At 39.2% G+C, this 19,985-nt stretch carries 19 protein-coding genes; all 19 read right to left on the reverse strand.

The annotated features are described in order from the left end of the window. Positions 1–5 precede the first annotated feature (5 nt). Entirely contained in the window at positions 6–2,480 is a 2,475-nt protein-coding gene (gene spoIIE / locus BIV60_RS03010) for a stage II sporulation protein E (protein WP_071354238.1), read from the reverse strand. 237 nt (positions 2,481–2,717) lie between these two features. Beyond that, a complete protein-coding gene (locus BIV60_RS03015; RefSeq protein ID WP_071354239.1) occupies positions 2,718–3,155 on the reverse strand; it encodes a S1 domain-containing RNA-binding protein in 438 nt (145 codons plus the stop codon). Positions 3,156–3,238: 83 nt separating this feature from the next. After that, positions 3,239–3,634 carry an FtsB family cell division protein gene (locus BIV60_RS03020; protein ID WP_071354240.1) on the reverse strand — a complete coding sequence of 132 codons (396 nt, stop codon included), beginning with the start codon at positions 3,632–3,634 and terminating at the stop codon, positions 3,239–3,241. A 12-nt stretch (positions 3,635–3,646) separates the two neighbouring features. Further along, positions 3,647–4,279, reverse strand: coding sequence for a spore cortex biosynthesis protein YabQ (gene yabQ / locus BIV60_RS03025; RefSeq protein ID WP_071354241.1), 633 nt, complete (start codon positions 4,277–4,279; stop codon positions 3,647–3,649). Next, a complete protein-coding gene (gene yabP / locus BIV60_RS03030; protein WP_071354242.1) occupies positions 4,276–4,578 on the reverse strand; it encodes a sporulation protein YabP in 303 nt (100 codons plus the stop codon). The genes yabQ and yabP overlap by 4 nt, the downstream gene beginning before the upstream one ends. 75 nt (positions 4,579–4,653) lie before the next feature. Then, positions 4,654–4,926 carry an RNA-binding S4 domain-containing protein gene (locus BIV60_RS03035; protein WP_071354243.1) on the reverse strand — a complete coding sequence of 91 codons (273 nt, stop codon included), beginning with the start codon at positions 4,924–4,926 and terminating at the stop codon, positions 4,654–4,656. Between the two features lie 89 nt (positions 4,927–5,015). Beyond that, the gene (gene yabN / locus BIV60_RS03040) at positions 5,016–6,479 is read right to left on the reverse strand and encodes a bifunctional methyltransferase/pyrophosphohydrolase YabN (protein ID WP_071354244.1); all 1,464 of its coding nucleotides are present in this window, start codon (positions 6,477–6,479) and stop codon (positions 5,016–5,018) included. Between the two features lies 1 nt (position 6,480). Next, positions 6,481–8,097, reverse strand: coding sequence for a putative polysaccharide biosynthesis protein (locus BIV60_RS03045; RefSeq protein WP_371261499.1), 1,617 nt, complete (start codon positions 8,095–8,097; stop codon positions 6,481–6,483). A 242-nt stretch (positions 8,098–8,339) separates the two neighbouring features. Then, a complete protein-coding gene (spoVT, locus tag BIV60_RS03050) occupies positions 8,340–8,876 on the reverse strand; it encodes a stage V sporulation protein T (protein WP_071354246.1) in 537 nt (178 codons plus the stop codon). A gap of 155 nt (positions 8,877–9,031) precedes the next feature. Next, positions 9,032–12,508: a transcription-repair coupling factor gene (gene mfd, locus BIV60_RS03055; protein ID WP_071354273.1), complete on the reverse strand. Its 3,477-nt coding sequence runs from the start codon at positions 12,506–12,508 to the stop codon at positions 9,032–9,034. Between the two features lie 194 nt (positions 12,509–12,702). Then, positions 12,703–12,933 carry an anti-sigma-F factor Fin gene (fin, locus tag BIV60_RS03060; protein WP_071354247.1) on the reverse strand — a complete coding sequence of 77 codons (231 nt, stop codon included), beginning with the start codon at positions 12,931–12,933 and terminating at the stop codon, positions 12,703–12,705. A gap of 135 nt (positions 12,934–13,068) precedes the next feature. Then, on the reverse strand, positions 13,069–13,629 hold the full coding sequence (pth, locus tag BIV60_RS03065; RefSeq protein ID WP_071354274.1) for an aminoacyl-tRNA hydrolase: 561 nt from the start codon (positions 13,627–13,629) through the stop codon (positions 13,069–13,071). A 118-nt stretch (positions 13,630–13,747) separates the two neighbouring features. Next, a complete protein-coding gene (locus BIV60_RS03070; RefSeq protein ID WP_071354248.1) occupies positions 13,748–14,383 on the reverse strand; it encodes a 50S ribosomal protein L25/general stress protein Ctc in 636 nt (211 codons plus the stop codon). Between the two features lie 107 nt (positions 14,384–14,490). After that, positions 14,491–15,447 carry a ribose-phosphate diphosphokinase gene (locus BIV60_RS03075; protein ID WP_071354249.1) on the reverse strand — a complete coding sequence of 319 codons (957 nt, stop codon included), beginning with the start codon at positions 15,445–15,447 and terminating at the stop codon, positions 14,491–14,493. Between the two features lie 22 nt (positions 15,448–15,469). Then, positions 15,470–16,843: a bifunctional UDP-N-acetylglucosamine diphosphorylase/glucosamine-1-phosphate N-acetyltransferase GlmU gene (gene glmU, locus BIV60_RS03080; protein WP_071354250.1), complete on the reverse strand. Its 1,374-nt coding sequence runs from the start codon at positions 16,841–16,843 to the stop codon at positions 15,470–15,472. A gap of 277 nt (positions 16,844–17,120) precedes the next feature. Next, positions 17,121–17,411 (reverse strand): septation regulator SpoVG, encoded by a 291-nt coding sequence (spoVG, locus tag BIV60_RS03085; protein ID WP_003347151.1) that lies wholly within the window; start codon positions 17,409–17,411, stop codon positions 17,121–17,123. Positions 17,412–17,600: 189 nt separating this feature from the next. Then, positions 17,601–17,975 (reverse strand): 2-iminobutanoate/2-iminopropanoate deaminase, encoded by a 375-nt coding sequence (gene ridA, locus BIV60_RS03090; protein WP_071354251.1) that lies wholly within the window; start codon positions 17,973–17,975, stop codon positions 17,601–17,603. Between the two features lie 12 nt (positions 17,976–17,987). Continuing rightward, the gene (gene purR, locus BIV60_RS03095; protein ID WP_071354252.1) at positions 17,988–18,812 is read right to left on the reverse strand and encodes a pur operon repressor; all 825 of its coding nucleotides are present in this window, start codon (positions 18,810–18,812) and stop codon (positions 17,988–17,990) included. Between the two features lie 174 nt (positions 18,813–18,986). Continuing rightward, entirely contained in the window at positions 18,987–19,859 is an 873-nt protein-coding gene (gene ispE, locus BIV60_RS03100; protein ID WP_071354253.1) for a 4-(cytidine 5'-diphospho)-2-C-methyl-D-erythritol kinase, read from the reverse strand. Between the last annotated feature and the right edge of the window lie 126 nt (positions 19,860–19,985).

Raw genomic sequence — 19,985 nt, forward strand, 5'->3', positions numbered from 1 at the left:
ATAGTCTAGGCTCTTTTTTTCATTTTCGGAACGGGAATACTGGCCCATTTAGGCGTATTATGTTTTATTTTCGCTACGGTTACGGTCATATCATCGTCGATATATCCGGAACTTGAGCGAATCACTTCTTCCATGATTAAATCCGCTACCTCCTGTGGATCGTCTGTTTGCAGCTCCTGTATTTTTCTCTTCATCCAAAGTTCATAATTTTCGACATGCCTTGGACCTTCAAAAACGCCATCACTCATCATAATTAACAAATCGCCTGCCTTCAGCTGCTCGCTGACAACATCCACCTCAAATTCCTCCAGCATCCCAATCGGCAGGTTGCTTGCTTGAATCTTGATAATTTTATTCCCCCGCTTAATAAAGCTTGGTATCGAGCCAATCTTTAAAAATTTTGCTGCTGCATTTTGCAAATCAATCATGGCAAGGTCTAATGTTGAAAAAATTTCATCTGTTGTCCGTAGGGATAAAATGGAATTGATTGATTTAATCGCAACCTGTTCTTCAATGCCTGTTTGAAGGATTTTTTGCAAAAGCTGAATCGTCTCGTTACTTTCATAATGGGCTCGTTCACCATTTCCCATTCCATCACTAATGGCAATCGCATACTTGCCCATTCCTAGTTCAATTTCTGAATAACTGTCGCCCGATATAAAGCCTCCATCCTTCGCTGCATGGGCTACCCCTGTATGCACGATAAATTTCTTTGAAGAGCGGAAGTTTGCATGACAATACCCATTCATGTACTCTGTGGAATCTTCTTTTTGGACGACAATGGTTTCACCAAGGATATCCGATAACATTGGTGCGATTAACTTTTCGCATTCTCCGTGGCCATGGAAAAAGGGAATCGTCATTTCAATATCGACATTTCCTTGTTCAAGGCTGTAGATTTCAACTTGTTCAATTTGAATACCGAACTCCTGAAGCGCCTCCATGATTTGTTCTTCCTGCTTATAGTGATTTTCTCGTTCACGTTGGATTTCGTTCGCAAAATTCTCCATTACTTCGGAAACACCTTGAAGCTGGTCTGCTACTAATCTCCTGCTTTCTCTTACTTGTTTTTTTAATTTTTGATTCGCCTGGAAAAATGTAAGCTCTGTTTGAATGACATCATACATTCTTTTAGACCTGGTACAATACTTATCCCATTCTCTCGAAAGCTTTGGTGGAATGACCCCTTCATTTTGATCCATCTCATGAATTATTTCTTCCATATATTGATAGGTTGCATTAAAGTTCTTCGCCCAGCATTGTTCTTTTTTAAAGCAGGTTTGACATGTTTTTTCCGTTACATTACTCATAAAGTAATCCATTTCTCTCATATTTTCTTCTTCGCTTGGCTCTATATCCATTTGTGAGAAACTATTGGAAAGTGCAGAAAAGACACCGGAAAATTGAGAGACGCGTTGTGCCGTTACATCCCGCATTTTTCTCATATATTTTTGCTGTTCCGCCGTGTATTCAGATGTTCCCGGAATATATTTTGCTAATCTGGAGGTAAAGAACTGCGGTGTCAGGAGGAATAAAAGAATAGCTGCTCCTGATTCCATTAAGGTTTGAGATAAGGAACCGCCTCCTTCACCATACATACCGATTAATAGAGTAGCAATAAACAACCCGATTGACACACCTATTTTTTTCCCTTCTTTTAATAACCCTCCTAAAACACCAGAGAATGCCAGTAAGCTCATATGCGTAAAGCTAGAAACACTGGCCAGGCTAAAAATTAATCCGGTTACTACACCGACAGTTGAACCAACCGTAGCACCAGCAATAAAAGAAAAGACTAAAACTAGATATCTCGACATAATATGTTCAACAGATAGATCATATACTTGCCAGCCAATCGTTCCGGTCATGATAGAAGCCAGCATAATAATTACCCCGACAATTTCTTCAGTCTTTAATAATTGCCTGCGCTTGGTCACAGTTAAGAGAGGAATGCTTTGTAAAAAAATAAGCGTTAATATAAAGGATAAGCTGGCCTGAACGCCTGCCATCATTCCGTCATAGAGTGTCAATTGTCTTGTTAATAGAAAGGATTCAATTAATTTTCCAACCCCCAAGATGATTCCAACAAAAAATGGCAGGGATTTTATTGCATTGTTTACCCACTTCTCACTTATTCGGAAAATAATTAGAAATAGTAGGACGACCGCAAAGGTAAATCCGGCATTTTCAATCGATATAGTCGCAGCACCTGCAATTAATCCAACTAATGCCAGCGGCGCGCGGTCCCTTTTTATTAAATAAACGGATGCAAAAAAGGGGAGACAAAATGGAGTAAGCTTAGACAAGATTAAGGCACGTCCCAGCAAAAATCCTACTAATAACAAAATGTATCCCTTTTTAATAAAAAAGGTCTCCAAATATTGTTGGAGTTTTTTCACTCCCTTGTCCCACTCCCATTTGGATGAATGCAGGTTGACTTCTCCGATCGGCTCTATTAAACTTGCGTTTGGCTTATCCATAACTCACACTCCCCTATTCATTCTGTTGCAAACTATTATAAAGTTGATAGAGTTAAAAGTTTGTCAAAAAATTGTACGAGATTCTAAAATTCGTTCGACGTCATTCACTAAATTTATCCAAATAGTCTGTTAATTGTCGGAATTTTTACAAAATAAAAAGACAAGCCACTGAGACTTGTCTTTAAATCTATATTTTAAAAAGAGCCTGCCTTAATCCTCCAATAAACAAGCAGCAAGTTAACCTCGTCTAGCTCCTCTTCCCCCACGCTTTGACTCCGTGTTTCGTTTTAAGGAAGATAAACGATCTTCGCTATCTTTTAAAAACTTTGCCACTTTTGATTCAAAGGATTCCGGTCTAGAATTATTGCGATCGCTTGCTCTGCCTTGACGAGGACGTTGTGAATGCGAATTTGAATGGGATCTTTGAGGTGCTTCTGGTCGATCTTTTGCCTTTTTAATGGATAGACCGATTTTTCCATCCTTTTCCACATTAATAACTTTAACTTCAACTTGGTCGCCAACCTTAAGATGATCATTAATATCTTTTACATAGTTGTCTGCAACCTCACTAATGTGTACAAGCCCTGTTGATCCCTCCGGCAGCTCCACAAACGCTCCGAAATTTGTAATCCCTGTTACCTTTCCTTGTAACTTGCTGCCTACTTCTATTGACATAAAAAAAATGTTCCTCCTTAAAAAAATAAAAAATCAATCTTACCTTATATTATACAGAAAGTAAAAAAACAGTGTCAATAAGACTAGTTACCGGTTGATTTTTCCTTTTTATCTTCCGGGATATTAAAGATAATTTCATTTTTCTTTGAGAAAAAGTATTCTTTTCTCGCTAACTTGGCAATGTAATCATCATCATTCAATTTCACAATATCTTCTTTAAGAAGATCCTGTTGCTTTTTTAATTCTGCAAGCTTGTGATCAAGCTGTTTCTTTTGTGCCTTTTTTGCATCGATCATTGAAGCCTGTGACAGAATACTGGAAATCATGAAATAAGAAACGAAAATCGCAAAAGCTAAAGACAACGAAAGACGGCGGATTAATAATTTCCTTTTTCTAGATGATGCAATTTCTGCATTTTCTTGCTGCTCCACGTATGTTGATTGGATCTTTGCTACATTTCTTTTGCGGCCCGCGCTCATTTCATAACCTCCTTACTGTTTATGCTTTTTCCATTTATCCATCCACTTAACAATATAATTCTTTATTTCCTTAAATTTTCCTGCCGTTCTATTATATAACTTCTCGACGGATTTTTTAAGACCTTTCGGCAAAAGTCTCCAAATTAATATAATTATTTTTTGAATCGGCATGAAGACAATTTTTAAAACTAACAATACAACTTTTAAAACAAATTTGACAAGGGTATAAAGGCCCCTGCCAAGGAATATAACCATGAAAATGACCAGTTTTATAAGTCCCACAATCGGCTTATAGACAACCACTAAAAATGAATGTTTTAAAAAGCGGTAGATCGCAATAACAGTGGTAATCAGTAATTCCAGCAGTCGAAGGTAAGCTCCCTTAAAAAGACCTTGATAGGCTGCAAAGCCGCAAAGCAGGGCGATAAAGATATAAAAACGGATTTCTCCATTATTCACTAGGAACAAAATATAAAAAATCAACAATGCTTGAATAATCCAAAATAAGATGTCGTTTACAAAAACTATGAAGCGATTTCTTCTCGGTCGGTTCAAAAACCGCTGATAAGTATCAAACATCACTCCAAATAATGAGCCCATCCCAACCATGGAGAGCATGGTCAAAAATTGCGTGGAAAGTGTCATCGGAATAACTTGCTAAAGAATCCTTTAGCTTTCTCCCCATGGTGTTCATCCAAATAGACTAAGTCGAAAATTTTGCCTTTAATTGAAACAATGCCCTTTTCAACATCGAGATTTTTCATTTGCAGATTTTGCCCTTTAATGGCCAAAAAGCCCATGACTGTTTCTAATAAAAATTCTTCATTATCAAAGCTTTCCACCTGTTTCACGCCTGTAATGTCTAAAAGTTTTCTTCCCCGCATAATCACATCATGTTCTGGAACGCTGTTCTTTGTTGTATTCACATCATAATATTGGCTCATCTTCATCCCTCACAGTCAGTTGTACAAACCTTTTTGTACATGTTATGTGAGGGATAAAAGAAATAGAACAAGCACCTACTCGAATTCTGATGAGCCAATTTTCTCTTCTTTTAGTACGGTATACATCTCGGCTGCTTCTTCTTTACGAGATGTTTCCTGGATGCGGTCAATCCTGGCCGTTACTTTTCTTTGACCTAAGCGGATGGTTAATTCATCCCCGACCTTAACGGTTGTACTGGCTTTTGCCTCTTTACCGTTAATCTCAATTCTGCCCTGATCGGATACTTCTTTTGCTAATGTCCGTCTTTTGATTAATCTTGAAACCTTTAAAAATTTATCTAAGCGCATCAATAACTCCCCCAAACTTATAATTTAAGATAACTATCACTTGCCTTTGAGAATTGTCCAGCTTTAGCGCCTAGGCGCTAAAGCTTTTCTTATAATCCTTTGGCTTTGGCTTCATCCCAAAACCGGTCTAGCTCATCAAGGCTAAATTTCTCAAATGATTTCCCGCTTTCCTTTACTTTTTCTTCAATGTATTGAAAGCGGCGGATGAACTTTTGATTTGTTTCAAATAGTGCCTCCTCGGGATGGATTTCTAAAAATCTCGCGACATTGACAAAAGCAAACAATAAGTCCCCAAACTCCCTTTTGGCCAATTTGAGCTCTTTGTCATTACCATTTAACTCATTCTCAAATTCTTGCAGTTCTTCTTTCACTTTCTCCAAAGCAGGGGTAATTTCCTGCCAATCAAATCCCACCTTTGCTGCTTTCTTTTGCAGTTCATAGGCTCTGATTAAATTCGGTACGGATTTAGAAACACCTGAAAGCAAAGATTCCGGCTGTCCGCCTTTTTCCTGCTTTTTAATTTCCTGCCAATTTTGAAGTACTTGCTCAGAGTTTTCTGCCTTCACGCTCCCAAACACATGGGGATGCCTTCGGACCATCTTTGCCGAAATTCCTTCTATCACATCGTCAATGGAAAAATAACCTTCATCCTCGCCAATTTGGGCGTGCAGCATTATCTGCAGAAGGACGTCCCCCATTTCCTCAATTAAATGATCATAATCCTCTTCATCAATCGCTTCAAGCATCTCGTAGGATTCTTCAATTAAGTATTTCTTAAGTGACTCATGGGTTTGCTCCTTATCCCATGGACAGCCATTAGGTCCCCTTAACTCAGCAATAATTTCCCTCAGCTTTGCAAAGGTTTTAAATAAGATTTCATCTTCATTTACTGGCGGAACGTAGACAGATGTAAGATTATTGATTGCGACATGACGGTCGAGCTCATATAATGGAAGTTTTGCAATCTTCTCCTCACTGCTTCCTGCAGCAGTTACCATATACACTTCATATTCATCAGGGAGCTGTTCCATTAACGTTAATTTAACATTCGAAGCAATAAATTGATCGTACACCTGACTAATGATGATGTGCTGATTGATTTGGAGCTGACTACTCTTAAGCGCTGTTCCATCTAGTAATTGAAATCCGTCAATTGGGTCTATTTTTAACGATTGAAATAATGCATCAATAAAACTCTGCCCGCCGCCAATGATGATTTCAATCCCTTCTTCAGTTCCTTGCTCTAAAAGAAGCTGCACAGCCCGTTCGGCCACAAGCGGATGTCCGGGAACCGCGTAAATAACCGGCTCCGTTTTTGCTATCTTTAACAGGGTTGCAGTAATTTCCTGGTATACCTCTTCAAACTGATCATGTTTTTCATAGACGGAATCAAATGAGGTATAATGAAAGCCCTCTTTTTCTAATTCAGTAACAACCGGATGCTCCTTTGTCCGTAAATAAACATGTTCGGATTGGATTAATTTCTTGTAAACACCTAACGGGAGCTGTTCCAAATCCCCTGCACCAAGACCAAGTATTTCAATTTTTTTCATATCAAAACTCCTCATCTTTTTTAGGCAATAACCGAATTAATTTACTTCCAAGCGGGAATAAAGCGAGTTCTTCTACTGAAAAGACTCTCCCGCGGATTACAATGTACATAAATAATATTCCTCCCCCTAAAGCCCCGCTTAAAGCTTGAAATGCCGATTCAACCCTTACCTCAAAATAAGAAAGAAATAAGAAATTAGTTACCCATAAATACGTTTTTAAAAAAGCAATCATTATGATGGCCGCAATCAGGATGGTTCGAAGAAATCCGATGCTAAATACGGGAGCATTTATTAACCTTTTAAACTTTATATAGAGCAGGTAATTTATAATGACCAGTGTAATAATCGTTGAAATTGCTGCGCCCATGATGCCAAACAACGGACATAAAAGCAAATTTAAGCCGTATTTTATCGGGAACGAAAGAATGACTGTTAATGCGGGAAAAAGCAGAATCTCCATTCCCTGCATAATCGCAATCATAGTCGAAATAAGTGAAGTAAATAAAATAACAAAACTAAGGACTCCCAGTACCGATGAACCAGAGCCATTTTCGAAAAGCATCGTGTTCGTCTGTTTAATAATAGCCCAAAGTCCGGCAGAAGCTCCGATTCCAATGACAAGACTGATTCTCATTGCCAGCTGAATTTTATGGCGTAAAAATCCGGGATTTTCCTTTAATCTTCCACTGGTAATCAGCGGTACAAGCGATAAAGACATGGATGTTGCTGCAACAGTTCCCAATTGGATTAACGGTTGCCCGCGGTCAAAGACTCCTTTTAGACTTTTCGCCAAATCTTCTTCCGTTCCATTTGAAACAAGTAGAGAATATAAGTTTAAGGAATCACCCATCTGTATAAAGATCATCAGCATCCCACTTATACAAATGGTCAAGCCTTGAAACAGCAGTTCCTTAAAAATCCATCTTGTTTCCTTCCTTACTCCTAGAGTCATTCCTTGTTTCAAACTTACTCGTTTCCATTCTTTGCGAAACTTTAGAAATGTAAACAAAATAAGGGCGGAAACAATACTGCCCGTTATCGACCCAAACATAGCTCCCCCGCCGACGAGGTATAAGGAATAGCCTTTTTTCGTAAAAAGATAGGCGAGCAAAATAATGGTTACGACTCTGGTAAGTTGTTCTCCCACCTGTGATAAGGCAGTTGGAACCATTTCTCCAATCCCCTGATAATAGCCTCTTAATACCGCGACAATCGGAAAGGTTAAAAATACAATCGAAACCACCCTTAAAAGGATGGATAACTTTGGATCATTCATTAGCATGGCAATCGGATTGGCCCCTATAAAAAGGATTAAAAAACAAAGGAAACCGAAAATCTGCAAATAAAGGAATGAACCAAGGAGCAATAGCCGCGGTTTACCAGAGTTGCTTAATTCTTTTTGCTCTGTATATAATTTTGAAATGACTACTGGAAAGCCGGTAGTCGCAAGAACCACTGCAATGCCATAAAACGGATACACCTGCTGGTATATGTAAAAACCCACATCACCGACAATATTTTGAAACGGGATACGGTAAAAGGCACTCAAAATTTTGGTAATCAATGCAGCAATTGTTAAAACGAAAGCCCCCCGAAAAAGAGCCTTTGATTGATTCACGGGCTTCAATACTTTTTCCTCCAAAACAGAAATGCGCAAGCGCCTTGATCAGCCCCGAAAAGCACTGGAGGGCCTGACGATGAAGTCGCTTTTTGACTTCATTGGCAGGACCGAAGTGACTCGAGGGGCTAGGCGCTGGAGCTAGACAAATAAACTCCAGTGTATTATAGCACAGGAGGGGCCTCATTTTCGTGCATGAAAAAAGACAGCATACGCTGTCTCTTTTATTAATTATAAAATAATCATTGCTCCATTTGTCTAGCTAAGAATCCAGCTGCTGTTTCAACAGCTTTTTGTTCAACTTCTCCTAGTGTTCCTTCTTTTGAGAAAATAATCACTGCGCCAATTGGATCGCCATTTGCAATAATCGGCCCAATTGTATATGATGAAATCGTTTCAGCACTTCCATCAGACAGGGCCACTTCATCCTGCTGAGTGATAATGACGGAATTACGGTCCTCCATAGTTTTTTCTACTAAATCACTGATATTTTTGTTTAAATAATCTTTTTTGGAACCTCCAGCAACAGCGATATAGGCATCTCTATCACAAATTAATACTGGATTTCCCAGGCTGTCAAAAAGGGCTTCCGCATATTCTTTGGCAAAATCGCTTAATTCGCTAATTGGTGAGTATTTCTTTAAAATCACTTCTCCGTCTCGGTCCACAAAGATTTCTAACGGATCCCCTTCACGAATTCTTAATGTTCTGCGAATTTCCTTCGGTATGACAACACGACCCAAATCATCGATTCGACGAACTATTCCAGTTGCTTTCATCCAATGTTGCCTCACTTTCATCTGATGATTTAAACTAACTTGGTGATAATAAACTTCCTTTTGTAGTAATCATCACCAACTTTGAACTTAGTATCTTTCATCTGGAAAGTTCTATACACAAACGTAATATTTTTTAACAAATGTGTGAATTTGGATTATGTTACTGGATTTTCTTCCCCTTTTTTCGATGATTCGAGTCCCTTAATCATTTCAAAAGCAACTTGAAGCCATTTGGCTATTTCAATCCCTTTTACATTGAGCGTCATTTTTAATTTACTGCCCTCCATTCCAGGAGTGACCATTCTTCCAAACTGACTGCTGATTTTAAACAGCTTATGACCGTCAATAATGCTGCTTACTTTTTCATTCACTAAAATTGTCACTTCTTGTTTCACTTGTTTTATTTGTTCAACCCCATTAAAAAGGGCATAAACCTTCATTTCGGCAATTTGGAAAAGATATGCTACTTCATTTGGATATTCACCAAAACGGTCCATCATTTCCTCTTGAAGCTCCTCAATATCCTCTAATGCCTGAATGCCTCTAAAGCGTTTGTACATTTCAATCTTTTGGTGTCCATCTTTAATGTAGGAATCCGGAATATACGCATCAATTTCCAGATCAATTTCAACCGTCTTACTTTCAGCTTCCCTAAGGTCGCCTCTTTTCTCTTCAATCGCTTCTTTCAACATTTGCGAGTACAAATCAAATCCGACTGAATCAATAAATCCATGCTGCTGTGCACCTAACAGATTACCGGCCCCCCTGATGGATAAGTCTCGCATCGCAATCTTAAATCCGGAGCCGAGCTCCGTAAATTCCTTAATCGCCTGTAGGCGTTTTTCGGCAACCTCTGTAAGGACTTTATCTTTTCGGTACGTAAAATACGCATAGGCAACACGATTCGATCTTCCAACCCGGCCACGCAGCTGATAAAGCTGAGATAGCCCCATTCGATCCCCATCAAAGACGATTAATGTATTGACATTCGGGATATCCACACCCGTTTCAATGATGGTTGTGCTGACCAGCACATCGAATTCACCTGATAAAAAGCTTAACATCACGGACTCTAACTCATTTTCCGTCATCTGTCCATGGGCGAACGTTACCCGGGCATCCGGTACAAGCATAGAGATTTCCTCTGCCTTTCGTTCTATATCCTCTACCCGGTTGTATAAAAAGTAAACTTGTCCGTCACGAGCAAGCTCCCGTTCAATCGCTTCCCTGACAAGCGATCCGTTGTACTCCATTACATAGGTTTGCACTGGAAAACGGTTTTCAGGCGGTGTTTCGATTACCGACAGATCCCGAACCCCAAGCATCGACATATGAAGAGTCCTTGGGATTGGCGTTGCCGTTAACGTTAAAACATCGACATTTGTTTTTAACCGCTTAATCTTTTCCTTATGGGTAACCCCAAACCTTTGTTCTTCATCAATAATTAATAGCCCTAAGTCACGATAGACAACATCCTTTGACAAGAGACGGTGTGTCCCAACGACAATATCAACCGTTCCTGCCTTCAGTCCTTTTGTGGTTTCCGTTTGCTGCTTTTTAGAACGGAAGCGGCTTAACAAACCAATATTAATAGGAAAGTCCTGAAATCTTTCACTTAATGTCTGAAAATGTTGCTGGGCCAGAATGGTTGTTGGTACAAGAAAGGCAACCTGTTTGCCGTCCGAAATTGCTTTAAAAGCAGAACGGATAGCCACCTCTGTTTTTCCATAACCAACATCCCCGCAAAGGAGCCGATCCATTGGACGCGTTTTTTCCATATCTTTTTTAATCTCGCGAATCGACCTTAACTGGTCTTCTGTTTCCTGATAGGCAAAGGCTGATTCGAATTCTCTTTGCAAGTCTCCATCAGGAGAAAAGGCATAACCAACGGCTGCTTCGCGTTCAGCATACAGCTTAATTAAATCATCCGCAATATCTTGAACAGATGACTGTACTTTCTTTTTCACCTTTTTCCAATCACTGCCGCCGAGCTTATAGATTTTCGGCTCTTTTCCCTCTGAACCTACATATTTCTGAATTAAATCAATCTGTTCTACAGGAACATACAGTTTATCTGTCCCTTGATAACGAATATGTAGATAATCTTTATGAATTCCATTGATAACAAGTGTTTCAATGCCAATATATTTTCCAATTCCATGATTGACATGAACAACATAATCACCAATCCGGAGCTCGGAATAGCTTTTAATTCTTTCGGCATTCGATAGCTTTTGCCGGCTGGTAGATTTTTTCACTCGTTTATTAAATAATTCTTCCTCGGTAATCACGGCAATCTTTTGAATAGAAAGTTCAAATCCGGTTTGGAGATTTCCTTTCATAATTTGAACTTTTCCCGGTAGCGGCTCTTGTCCTTCAGCTAAAAGAGAAGATTCAATCTCATAATCCTCTAAAACTCGCTCTAGTTTATTTACCCGTTCTGTATCTGGCCCAAGTACTAGTACGGAGTAGTGGCCTTTTTTCCAACGATCCACTTCAGCTTTAAGCAAATGCATTTGTCCATGGAAGTTTTGCATCGGCTTACAAGAAACATTAATAATATTTTGCGGGCTCGTATTTGCCACATGACGAAGAAATAAGGACATATAAAGAACTGGAAAATTCTTTTTTTGTAAAAGCCCATGAAGATCATGTGAAATCGTCAAATCATGAACAATCTGTCCTTCGCCTAATAGGGATGTATACCAGTCCGCTTCTTCTTTGATCAGCGACTCATTCATTTCATGAACCCTGCTAATTTCGTCAATAAACACTAACCCATTATATGGAAGATAGTCTAGTAAACTACCAGCATTTTCATAGGCAAGGGATAGGTATTTATAGATTTGGTCAGGCTTTTGTCGATTTTTCAGCATTTCCAATTCATAACCAATATTCTGTGCAAGCTGGATTTTAGCATTTTCATTCTTAAATTTTTTTAAGCTCTTTGCCAAACCTTCTTCCAATCTCTCAACGATTCGGCTGTAATTTTCATTATCAAGCAGTATTTCTGTTGCAGGACCAATCAGAATTTCTGAAATCTTTTCCTTGGAACGTTGATCCTCAAGGGAGAAATATCGAATGGAATCAATTTCCGTATCAAAAAGTTCAATCCGAATTGGATTAGACTCGGTTAATGGATAAATATCAATAATCCCGCCACGAACACTGAATTCACCGGGAGTAGAGACCATTTCTTCTCTGGCATACCCCATCTCAACAAGAGTCGAAAGCGTTCTCTCTATATCTAAATCTTCCCCCAATTTTAAGGAAAGCTGATAGTTTTTCCACATAGCCTTCGGGGGAATAATTTTTCTTAAGCCGGAAATAGGGACAATTAAGATACCATGGCTATTTTTACTCCAATGGTTTAAAGCTTCAATTCTTTGAGCCTTTAATTCCGGACTTGCAATACTCATTTCAGCGGCGATCAGTTCATTTGCCGGGAATAGAAAGACATCCCTTTCATTTACTAGATTGACAAGGTCATCGTATAGCTTTTGTGCTTGTAGCAAATTATACGTAACAAATAGGATTGGTCTTTTCATTTGCTCATAAATTGCTGCAGCAAAGACTGTTCTCGACGATCCCGATAAACCGGCAATTAACTGTTCTTTTAGACCCCCTTCCATTCCGGAAATAACAGAATGGATATCTTCCTGCCGAAGAAATAATGATGTTAAACTGTTCAACCTAATCCTCCTCTCCAACCGAAAAGCGGAAGCGCCCCACAAGCGCTGGAGCTAGACAGTATACAAATTTCATATATAATAAAAAATTTAAATTTGCAAAACAGAAAAATGCTTTGGAGTACATCCAAAGCCAGTTAATGAATAAGAAAATCGTATTGATGGTACTCTGGGGTCCGTTCCAAAGCTTCCTGGCAGTCTTCACAAATCGAAGTGATGTGAATATCCCCAGCTGGATCGTACGCAACCATTTCCTGTCTTTCCTGTTCAGTTAACTTATGAAGACCAAGTGTATCACTGTGTATAGATGATTGTTCAATAGAACCTATTTTTGTACCACAATGTCTGCAATGATAATGGATGGCCACGCCTGTCCCTCCCTATTCTATGAATCAATATTAGTATTAACCGAATAAAGGGGAATTTATTCATTAAAAAACGGCAGAACCCCCATTATGGGATGTACGCTTATTTTATGAAAGAATAGCCTATCTCATGAACATTTACTGATTAAAATCATTCATTACTTGTATAAATGGTTTATCAAGCCATGCTTCACATGCATCGGCACTTTTTTGTACAACCTCTTGGATCTGTGGCTGCTCATCTTTGTGAAATTTCCCTAAAACATAATCAGGGACACTCATTCCATTTTGCGGCCGGTCAATCCCGATTCGAATTCTGTTAAACTGTTGGGTGCCTATATGTGCCGCCGTAGACTTAATGCCATTATGACCGCCTGCACTTCCCTTTTGACGGAGTCGAATTTTTCCAACAGGTAAATCAAGGTCATCATAAATGACTAAAAGGTCCTCCAGCTCGATGTCATAATAGTCCATTACGGCACGAATTGATTCTCCGGATAAATTCATATATGTAAGGGGTTTTAATAATAGAATCTTTTCTCCTTTATAGAATCCAATTCCGTATAAGCCTTTTAACTTTGATTGATCCAATGGGATATTGAACCTGCGCGAAAGCTCTTCAATCACATCAAAGCCAACATTGTGCCTCGTATGTTCATATTGTTTCCCCGGATTTCCTAACCCTACCATTATTTTCACTTTTCCCACCTCTTTCGGTCCAGACCACCTTCTAAAAAATTTTCGAAACATACATTCCTCTCCAATTTTAAAAACTGCAAAAGACGTAACCTTCGTTCAGGTTACGTCTAATCCTATTTTAATTTCCAATTGGTTCCGTTTCTCTTCCTTCTTCTTTATCAGGATGACCGCCTTCTTGCTGTTCACCTGCATTAATTTCTTCTTCCTGTTTAGGAGGAAGGATCGATGCGACCACTTCTTCCGCATCATGATTAATTGTAAATTTCCCTTGATAAAGGATATCTGCAATGGTCACATTTTCGCCAACCTTTAGATTTGTGACATCTGCTTCTATCTGCTCAGGAATATTATCCGGAGTAGCTGTGATTGACAATTCATGCACAGGCTGCTGCAGAACGCCTCCATCCTTCACACCCTCCGCTTCACCCGTAAGCACAAGTCTGACTGATAAATTGATTTTAGAAGTCTTATCAACTGCTAAAAAATCAACATGTGTGATTTCCTTTTTTATGCAATCTTCTTGATAATCCTTTAAAACTACATCATGCTGGTCGCCGCTGACATCAAGAGAAAATACACCATTTCTGCCTACAGAACGAATAGTTTTCGTTAAATCGGCAGAACTAATATAAACAGGCTTACTTTCAACCTTTGCTCCATAAACAACGGCTGGAATATTTCCATTATCCCGAATTTTCTTTAAAGCAGAATGGCGGAATTCACTACGTTCTTTTGCTTGTAAAACAGTACTCATGAAAAGTCACCTTCCTATTTAAGTTCAAACCTCTATATAAAATTGCCCAAAAATAGGAAGGTCTAAACATTTTAATTCGGCAAAATTCGGGTGCTTTCTTGCACCTATCAATCGAATAATGTACTTACAGATTGCTCTTCATGTACACGGATAATGGCTTCACCGATTAACGGAGCTACAGAAAGATGTATGATTTTATCAATCTTCTTATCTTCCGGAAGCTCGATTGAATTGGTAACGACTAATTCTTTAATTTTTGAATTTTGAATTCTTTCAATTGCCGGACCGCTTAAAACTGGGTGTGTACAGCTGGCATAAACCTCTAGTGCACCGTTTTCCACTAATGCATTGGCAGCAAGGGTAATCGTTCCTGCTGTATCTATAATATCATCGATCAGAATGGCCACTTTTCCATCAATATTACCAACGATGTTCATAACCTCAGCAACATTAGGCCGCGGACGGCGTTTATCAATTATAGCAATCGGAGCTTTTAGGCGCTCTGCCATTTTTCTTGCGCGTGTAACTCCCCCATGGTCTGGAGAAACGACGACAATATCACCGTTTAACTCTTTATTCTTAAAGTATTCTGATAAAATTGGAACACCCATTAGATGGTCAATTGGAATATCAAAGAATCCTTGAATTTGCGGTGCATGTAAATCAAGACAGATCACACGGGTTGCTCCGGCTGTTTCAAGCAGATTCGCTACCAGCTTGGCAGTAATCGGCTCACGGGCACGTGCTTTACGGTCTTGACGGGCATACCCATAGTAAGGCATAACAATATTAATTGTTTTCGCGGATGCTCTTTTTAAAGCGTCAATCATGATTAAGAGTTCCATAAGATTCTCATTAATCGGATTGCTCGTTGACTGGATTACGTACACATCACAGCCGCGGATACTTTCTTCAATATTAATTTGAATTTCTCCGTCACTAAATCTGGTTACGGAACATTTTCCAAGTTCGACACCGATTACCTTTGCAATTTCTCTTGCTAAAGGAAGATTAGAATTTAAACTAAATACCTTTAAATTTGGATCTAAATATTGATTTGACATGATGGGCCTCCATTATCTTCGCTTATTTATTTAAGTTAAGCTTTTGAACGTAGTTCTCCTTATTGACTTGCTTTGCACGGGCAATCGACAATGCCTCGCCAGGTACATCCTTTGTAATAGTGGACCCTGCAGCAATATAAGCACCCTTGCCAACTGTAACTGGGGCAACTAGATTTGAATTACAACCAACAAAGACATCATCTTCGATTTTGGTTAAATATTTATTTTTGCCATCATAGTTAACGGTGATTGAACCGCAGCCAATATTTACATTATTGCCCACTTCTGCATCCCCGATATAACTTAAATGAGAAGCTTTGCTGCCTTTTCCGAATACAGCCTTTTTAATTTCAACAAAGTTGCCAATCTTCACTTCATCGCCAATCGCAGAATCCGGTCGGATATGGGCAAATGGTCCAATATTCACATGCGCGCCAATTGAACTTTTAAAAGCGGCTGATTGGCGGATGACGGTTTCATTTCCGATTTCACAAGTGTCAATTTCTGAATTTGGACCTATTTGGCAGTCAGAACCAATAATCGTTTTACCCTTTAAAATAGTTCCCGGATAAATGACTGTGTCCTGGCCAATTTGTACATCTATTTCAATATACGTATTATTTGGGTCTATGATCGTTACACCACCACGCATATGACCTTCATTGATCCGATTTCGCATGATTCGCTCTGCTGTGCTAAGCGCAACTCTATCGTTCACACCAATCGTTTCCTCAAATTCCCTCGTTTGGAAGGCGGTAACAATTTCTCCTTGTTTCTTTAGAATCTCAATAATATCCGGTAAATAGTATTCCCCTTGAACATTATCATTTGAAACCTTTGTTAATGCTTCAAAAAGAGCTTCATTGTCAAAACAATACGTCCCTGTATTGATTTCATTGATTGCTCGCTCAGCTTCTGTGGCATCTTTATGTTCAACAATTTTTTCAACCAATCCGCTTTCATTGCGAATAATTCGGCCATAACCAGTCGGGTCTTCAATACTCGCTGTAAGAATGGTCGCCTTTGCGGATAGTTCTTGATGATGATTAAATAAGGCTTCCATTGTTTCAGCCTGGATTAATGGAGTATCGCCGCAGACTACAATTGTTGTTCCTTTTCTACCAGCAAGCATTTCTTCAGCCTGCCTTACAGCATGTGCTGTTCCAAGCTGTTCTTCTTGAAGTGCATATAGGCTTTTTTCGCCTAATTGGGCCTTCACCATCTCGGCTCCGTGCCCGATAATTGTGACGATTTCTTCTATATCCAGTTTTGTTATTTGATCCACAACATGCTGAACCATTGGCTTTCCACACACCGGGTGCAGCACTTTATAAAGCTTTGATTTCATCCGCGTTCCTTGCCCGGCGGCTAAAATCACAGCATAACGATTAGACATGAACATGCCTCCAATTTACCTTTTTATCCATTAAAAATATTAACGTATATTGCCTGCCTTTTCAAGGAATGTTCTGAAAGTGTTATCTTTTTGTTTTTGGAGTAAATTGAAAGGATTGGTAGAGGGATTTTTTATAGGGAATTTAAAAATAAAAGATTGTTAAACTTGTCTGTTGATTTACTCTTCAATCAACATGGGCAAAAATCAACAGTGCCCTTTAACAAAGTCAAAAATAAAAAGAGCCTTCATGGAAGAAAGGCCCTAGTTGTTTTAATCCTTAGGAAGCTCCGGCTTCTTCAAATTCTACTTCCAATTCACCTAGGCGGTGGTACTCTGCCAAAACAGCTTCTTGGATTTTTCCGCGTGTTCCCGAATTGATTGGATGCGCAATGTCACGAAATTCTCCGTCTGGAGTACGTTTACTTGGCATAGCTACAAATAAACCGTTGTTTCCATCGATAACACGAATGTCATGAACGACAAATTCATTGTCCAATGTGATTGATGCAATCGCTCTCATTCTTCCATCCGTATTAACGCGGCGTAATCTTACGTCAGTTACTTCCATGTGCTCACACCCTTTTCTTCTAGATAAAAAGCTAGATTAATAAATTCAACAGAAATCTTGGTTTTCCTTCTTAAATTTTAAAATTTTTTAGAAAAATTAGGGCAAAAAAGTGAACATTTGTAAAAAACGGTAATTTTCTTACACTTTAAGACAAAAAAGATTATTTTTCCTTATAAAAAAAGCGCTCGATTATTTAACGAGCGCTACTACTTCAATTTCAACCAATACATCTTTTGGTAGTCTTGCAACTTCGACGCAAGAACGTGCAGGCTTATGGGTATTGAAATACTCCCCATAAACTTCATTAAGCTGGGCAAATTCATCCATATTTTTAATAAATACGGTAGCCTTCACAACTGTTTCTAAAGAAGCGCCGGCAGCTTCCAACACGGCTTTTAAATTTTTGAATACTTGATGGGTCTGTACCTTAATATCTCCTTCAACTAAAGTACCTTCCGCTGTTAATGGAATTTGACCAGAGCTATAAAACAAATTATTTACAACAATTCCTTGAGAATAAGGGCCAATTGCAGCAGGTGCTAGATTGGTTTGAACGATTTCCATATGTAACTCCTCCTATTGATTCAATGTAAAAAAATTACCTTCTTTAACATTTATCTTTTTTTCCTTTAAATCTACATCCGATAATTGTACAAGTGATAAATAATTGTCTACAAGGCGCTCTTCAATCTTTTCCGCCTCAACTAAAACAGCAATCCCCGCAACTGTTCCATTAAATTCCTCTAATAAACTAATCATACCTATTACCGTGCCGCCGGCCTTCATAAAATCATCGACAATTAAGACCCGGGAGCCTTCCGTTAAGCTCCGTTTGGAAAGGACCATTGTTTGGATTCTTTTGGTCGAGCCGGAAACATAATTAATGCTTACAGTTGGGCCTTCCGTCACTTTGCTGTCCCTTCTGACAATCACCACAGGGGCATTTAATTGGCTTGCTACTGCATACGCGAGTGGAATCCCTTTTGTTGCCACAGTCATAACAACATCAATTTTTGCTTCCGAATATGCGGATGCGATAATCCTTCCAGCCTTCTGCACAATCTGAGGATCCCCTAAAATATCCGTCAGATATAAATAGCCCCCTGGTAAAAGCCGATCCGGGGTGGCAATTAAATCGCAAAGTTCTTTAACAAAAGGCCTCGCTTTTTCTTCGCTAATCTGAACTAAGAATTTAACGCCTCCAGCTGCACCCGGTACCGTCTGTAACGTTCCAATTCCTTGTTGCTCAAATGTTTCTTTAACGATTGCCAAATCTTCACTAATCGAAGATTTAGCGGATTCGTATCGTTCGGCGAAGAATGTCAGAGGTACTAGCTGGCGAGGATGGTCCAGTAAATAATTCGTCATATCAATCAACCGTTCACTTCGACGAAACTTCATAATAACCTCCAAAAGACGAAAATTCTAATAAAAATATATCATTAATGTACGCATTTAATCAAGAAAAGCGCAAGCGCCTTCGGAACAAGCACAGCTTATTCCTGGGATGTTATTCTAAGAAGCTTTCCTTAGTGGTCAGCTCCGAGAAGGCTTACAGTCCAAAGATATAAATTCTTATAGCTCAAGGGTATGGCGTTCTCCTAACATCCTTACCGCAAAAACTTGGTCACAAAATCCCCTTAAGCCGTTATAGATTCGATGCATTCTCGAATCATGCTGAACCAAACCAAATACTGTCGGACCGCTGCCGCTCATTAACACAGCATCAGCACCAAAGCGTTTCATTTGATCCTTGATAAGGGCTACTTCGGGATGAAGGTTTAATGTGACATCTTCTAAAACGTTCCCCACATTTTGACATACCTGCCCGTAATCATTATTTTGGATTGCTTCAATCATGCCGCTAGTGTTCGGGTGTTTCATCCCATTTAAGTCAAGACGCCTATAAACCTCAGCCGTAGATACACCAATAAAAGGCTTTGCTAAAATCACCCAGCATGTGGGAGGAGCCGGCAAATTGGTGATAAATTCACCTCTGCCCTTCGCTAATGCTGTTCCGCCATATACACAAAAGGAAACATCTGATCCAATTTCAGAACCGAGTTCAGCCAGCTCATCCAATGTTAATCCAAGATTCCATAACTGATTTAACCCCCTTAATGTCGCAGCGGCATCACTGCTGCCACCGGCAAGACCGGCAGCAACCGGGATGGTCTTTTCAATCGAGATCACAACCCCTTTTTTAACTTGGAAACGATCCTTTAACAGCTGTGCAGCCTGATAGGCTAAATTTCGCTGGTCGTCCGGAACATAGCGGTTATGGGAAAGAATATGTATGGTATCTTGATTTAATAAACTTAGCTCAACTCGATCGGCCAAATCAATCGTTGTCATAATCATTTCAACTTCATGATATCCATCAGGACGTTTATACAAAACATCTAATGATAAATTTATTTTGGCCGGTGCTTTTACTAAAAGCTTCACAACGTCCACCTACTTTAAATATTGACAGTTCCATATTTTGTCCTATTTTACCACAAAACGGACAATGTAAGACGTGATAGATAAATAATCCTGCTAAATAAAATATTTTCGTTCCAATCGCTTGGC

The sequence above is a fragment of the Bacillus sp. MUM 116 genome (assembly GCF_001866655.1).
In the GTDB taxonomy this organism is placed as follows: domain Bacteria; phylum Bacillota; class Bacilli; order Bacillales; family Cytobacillaceae; genus Neobacillus.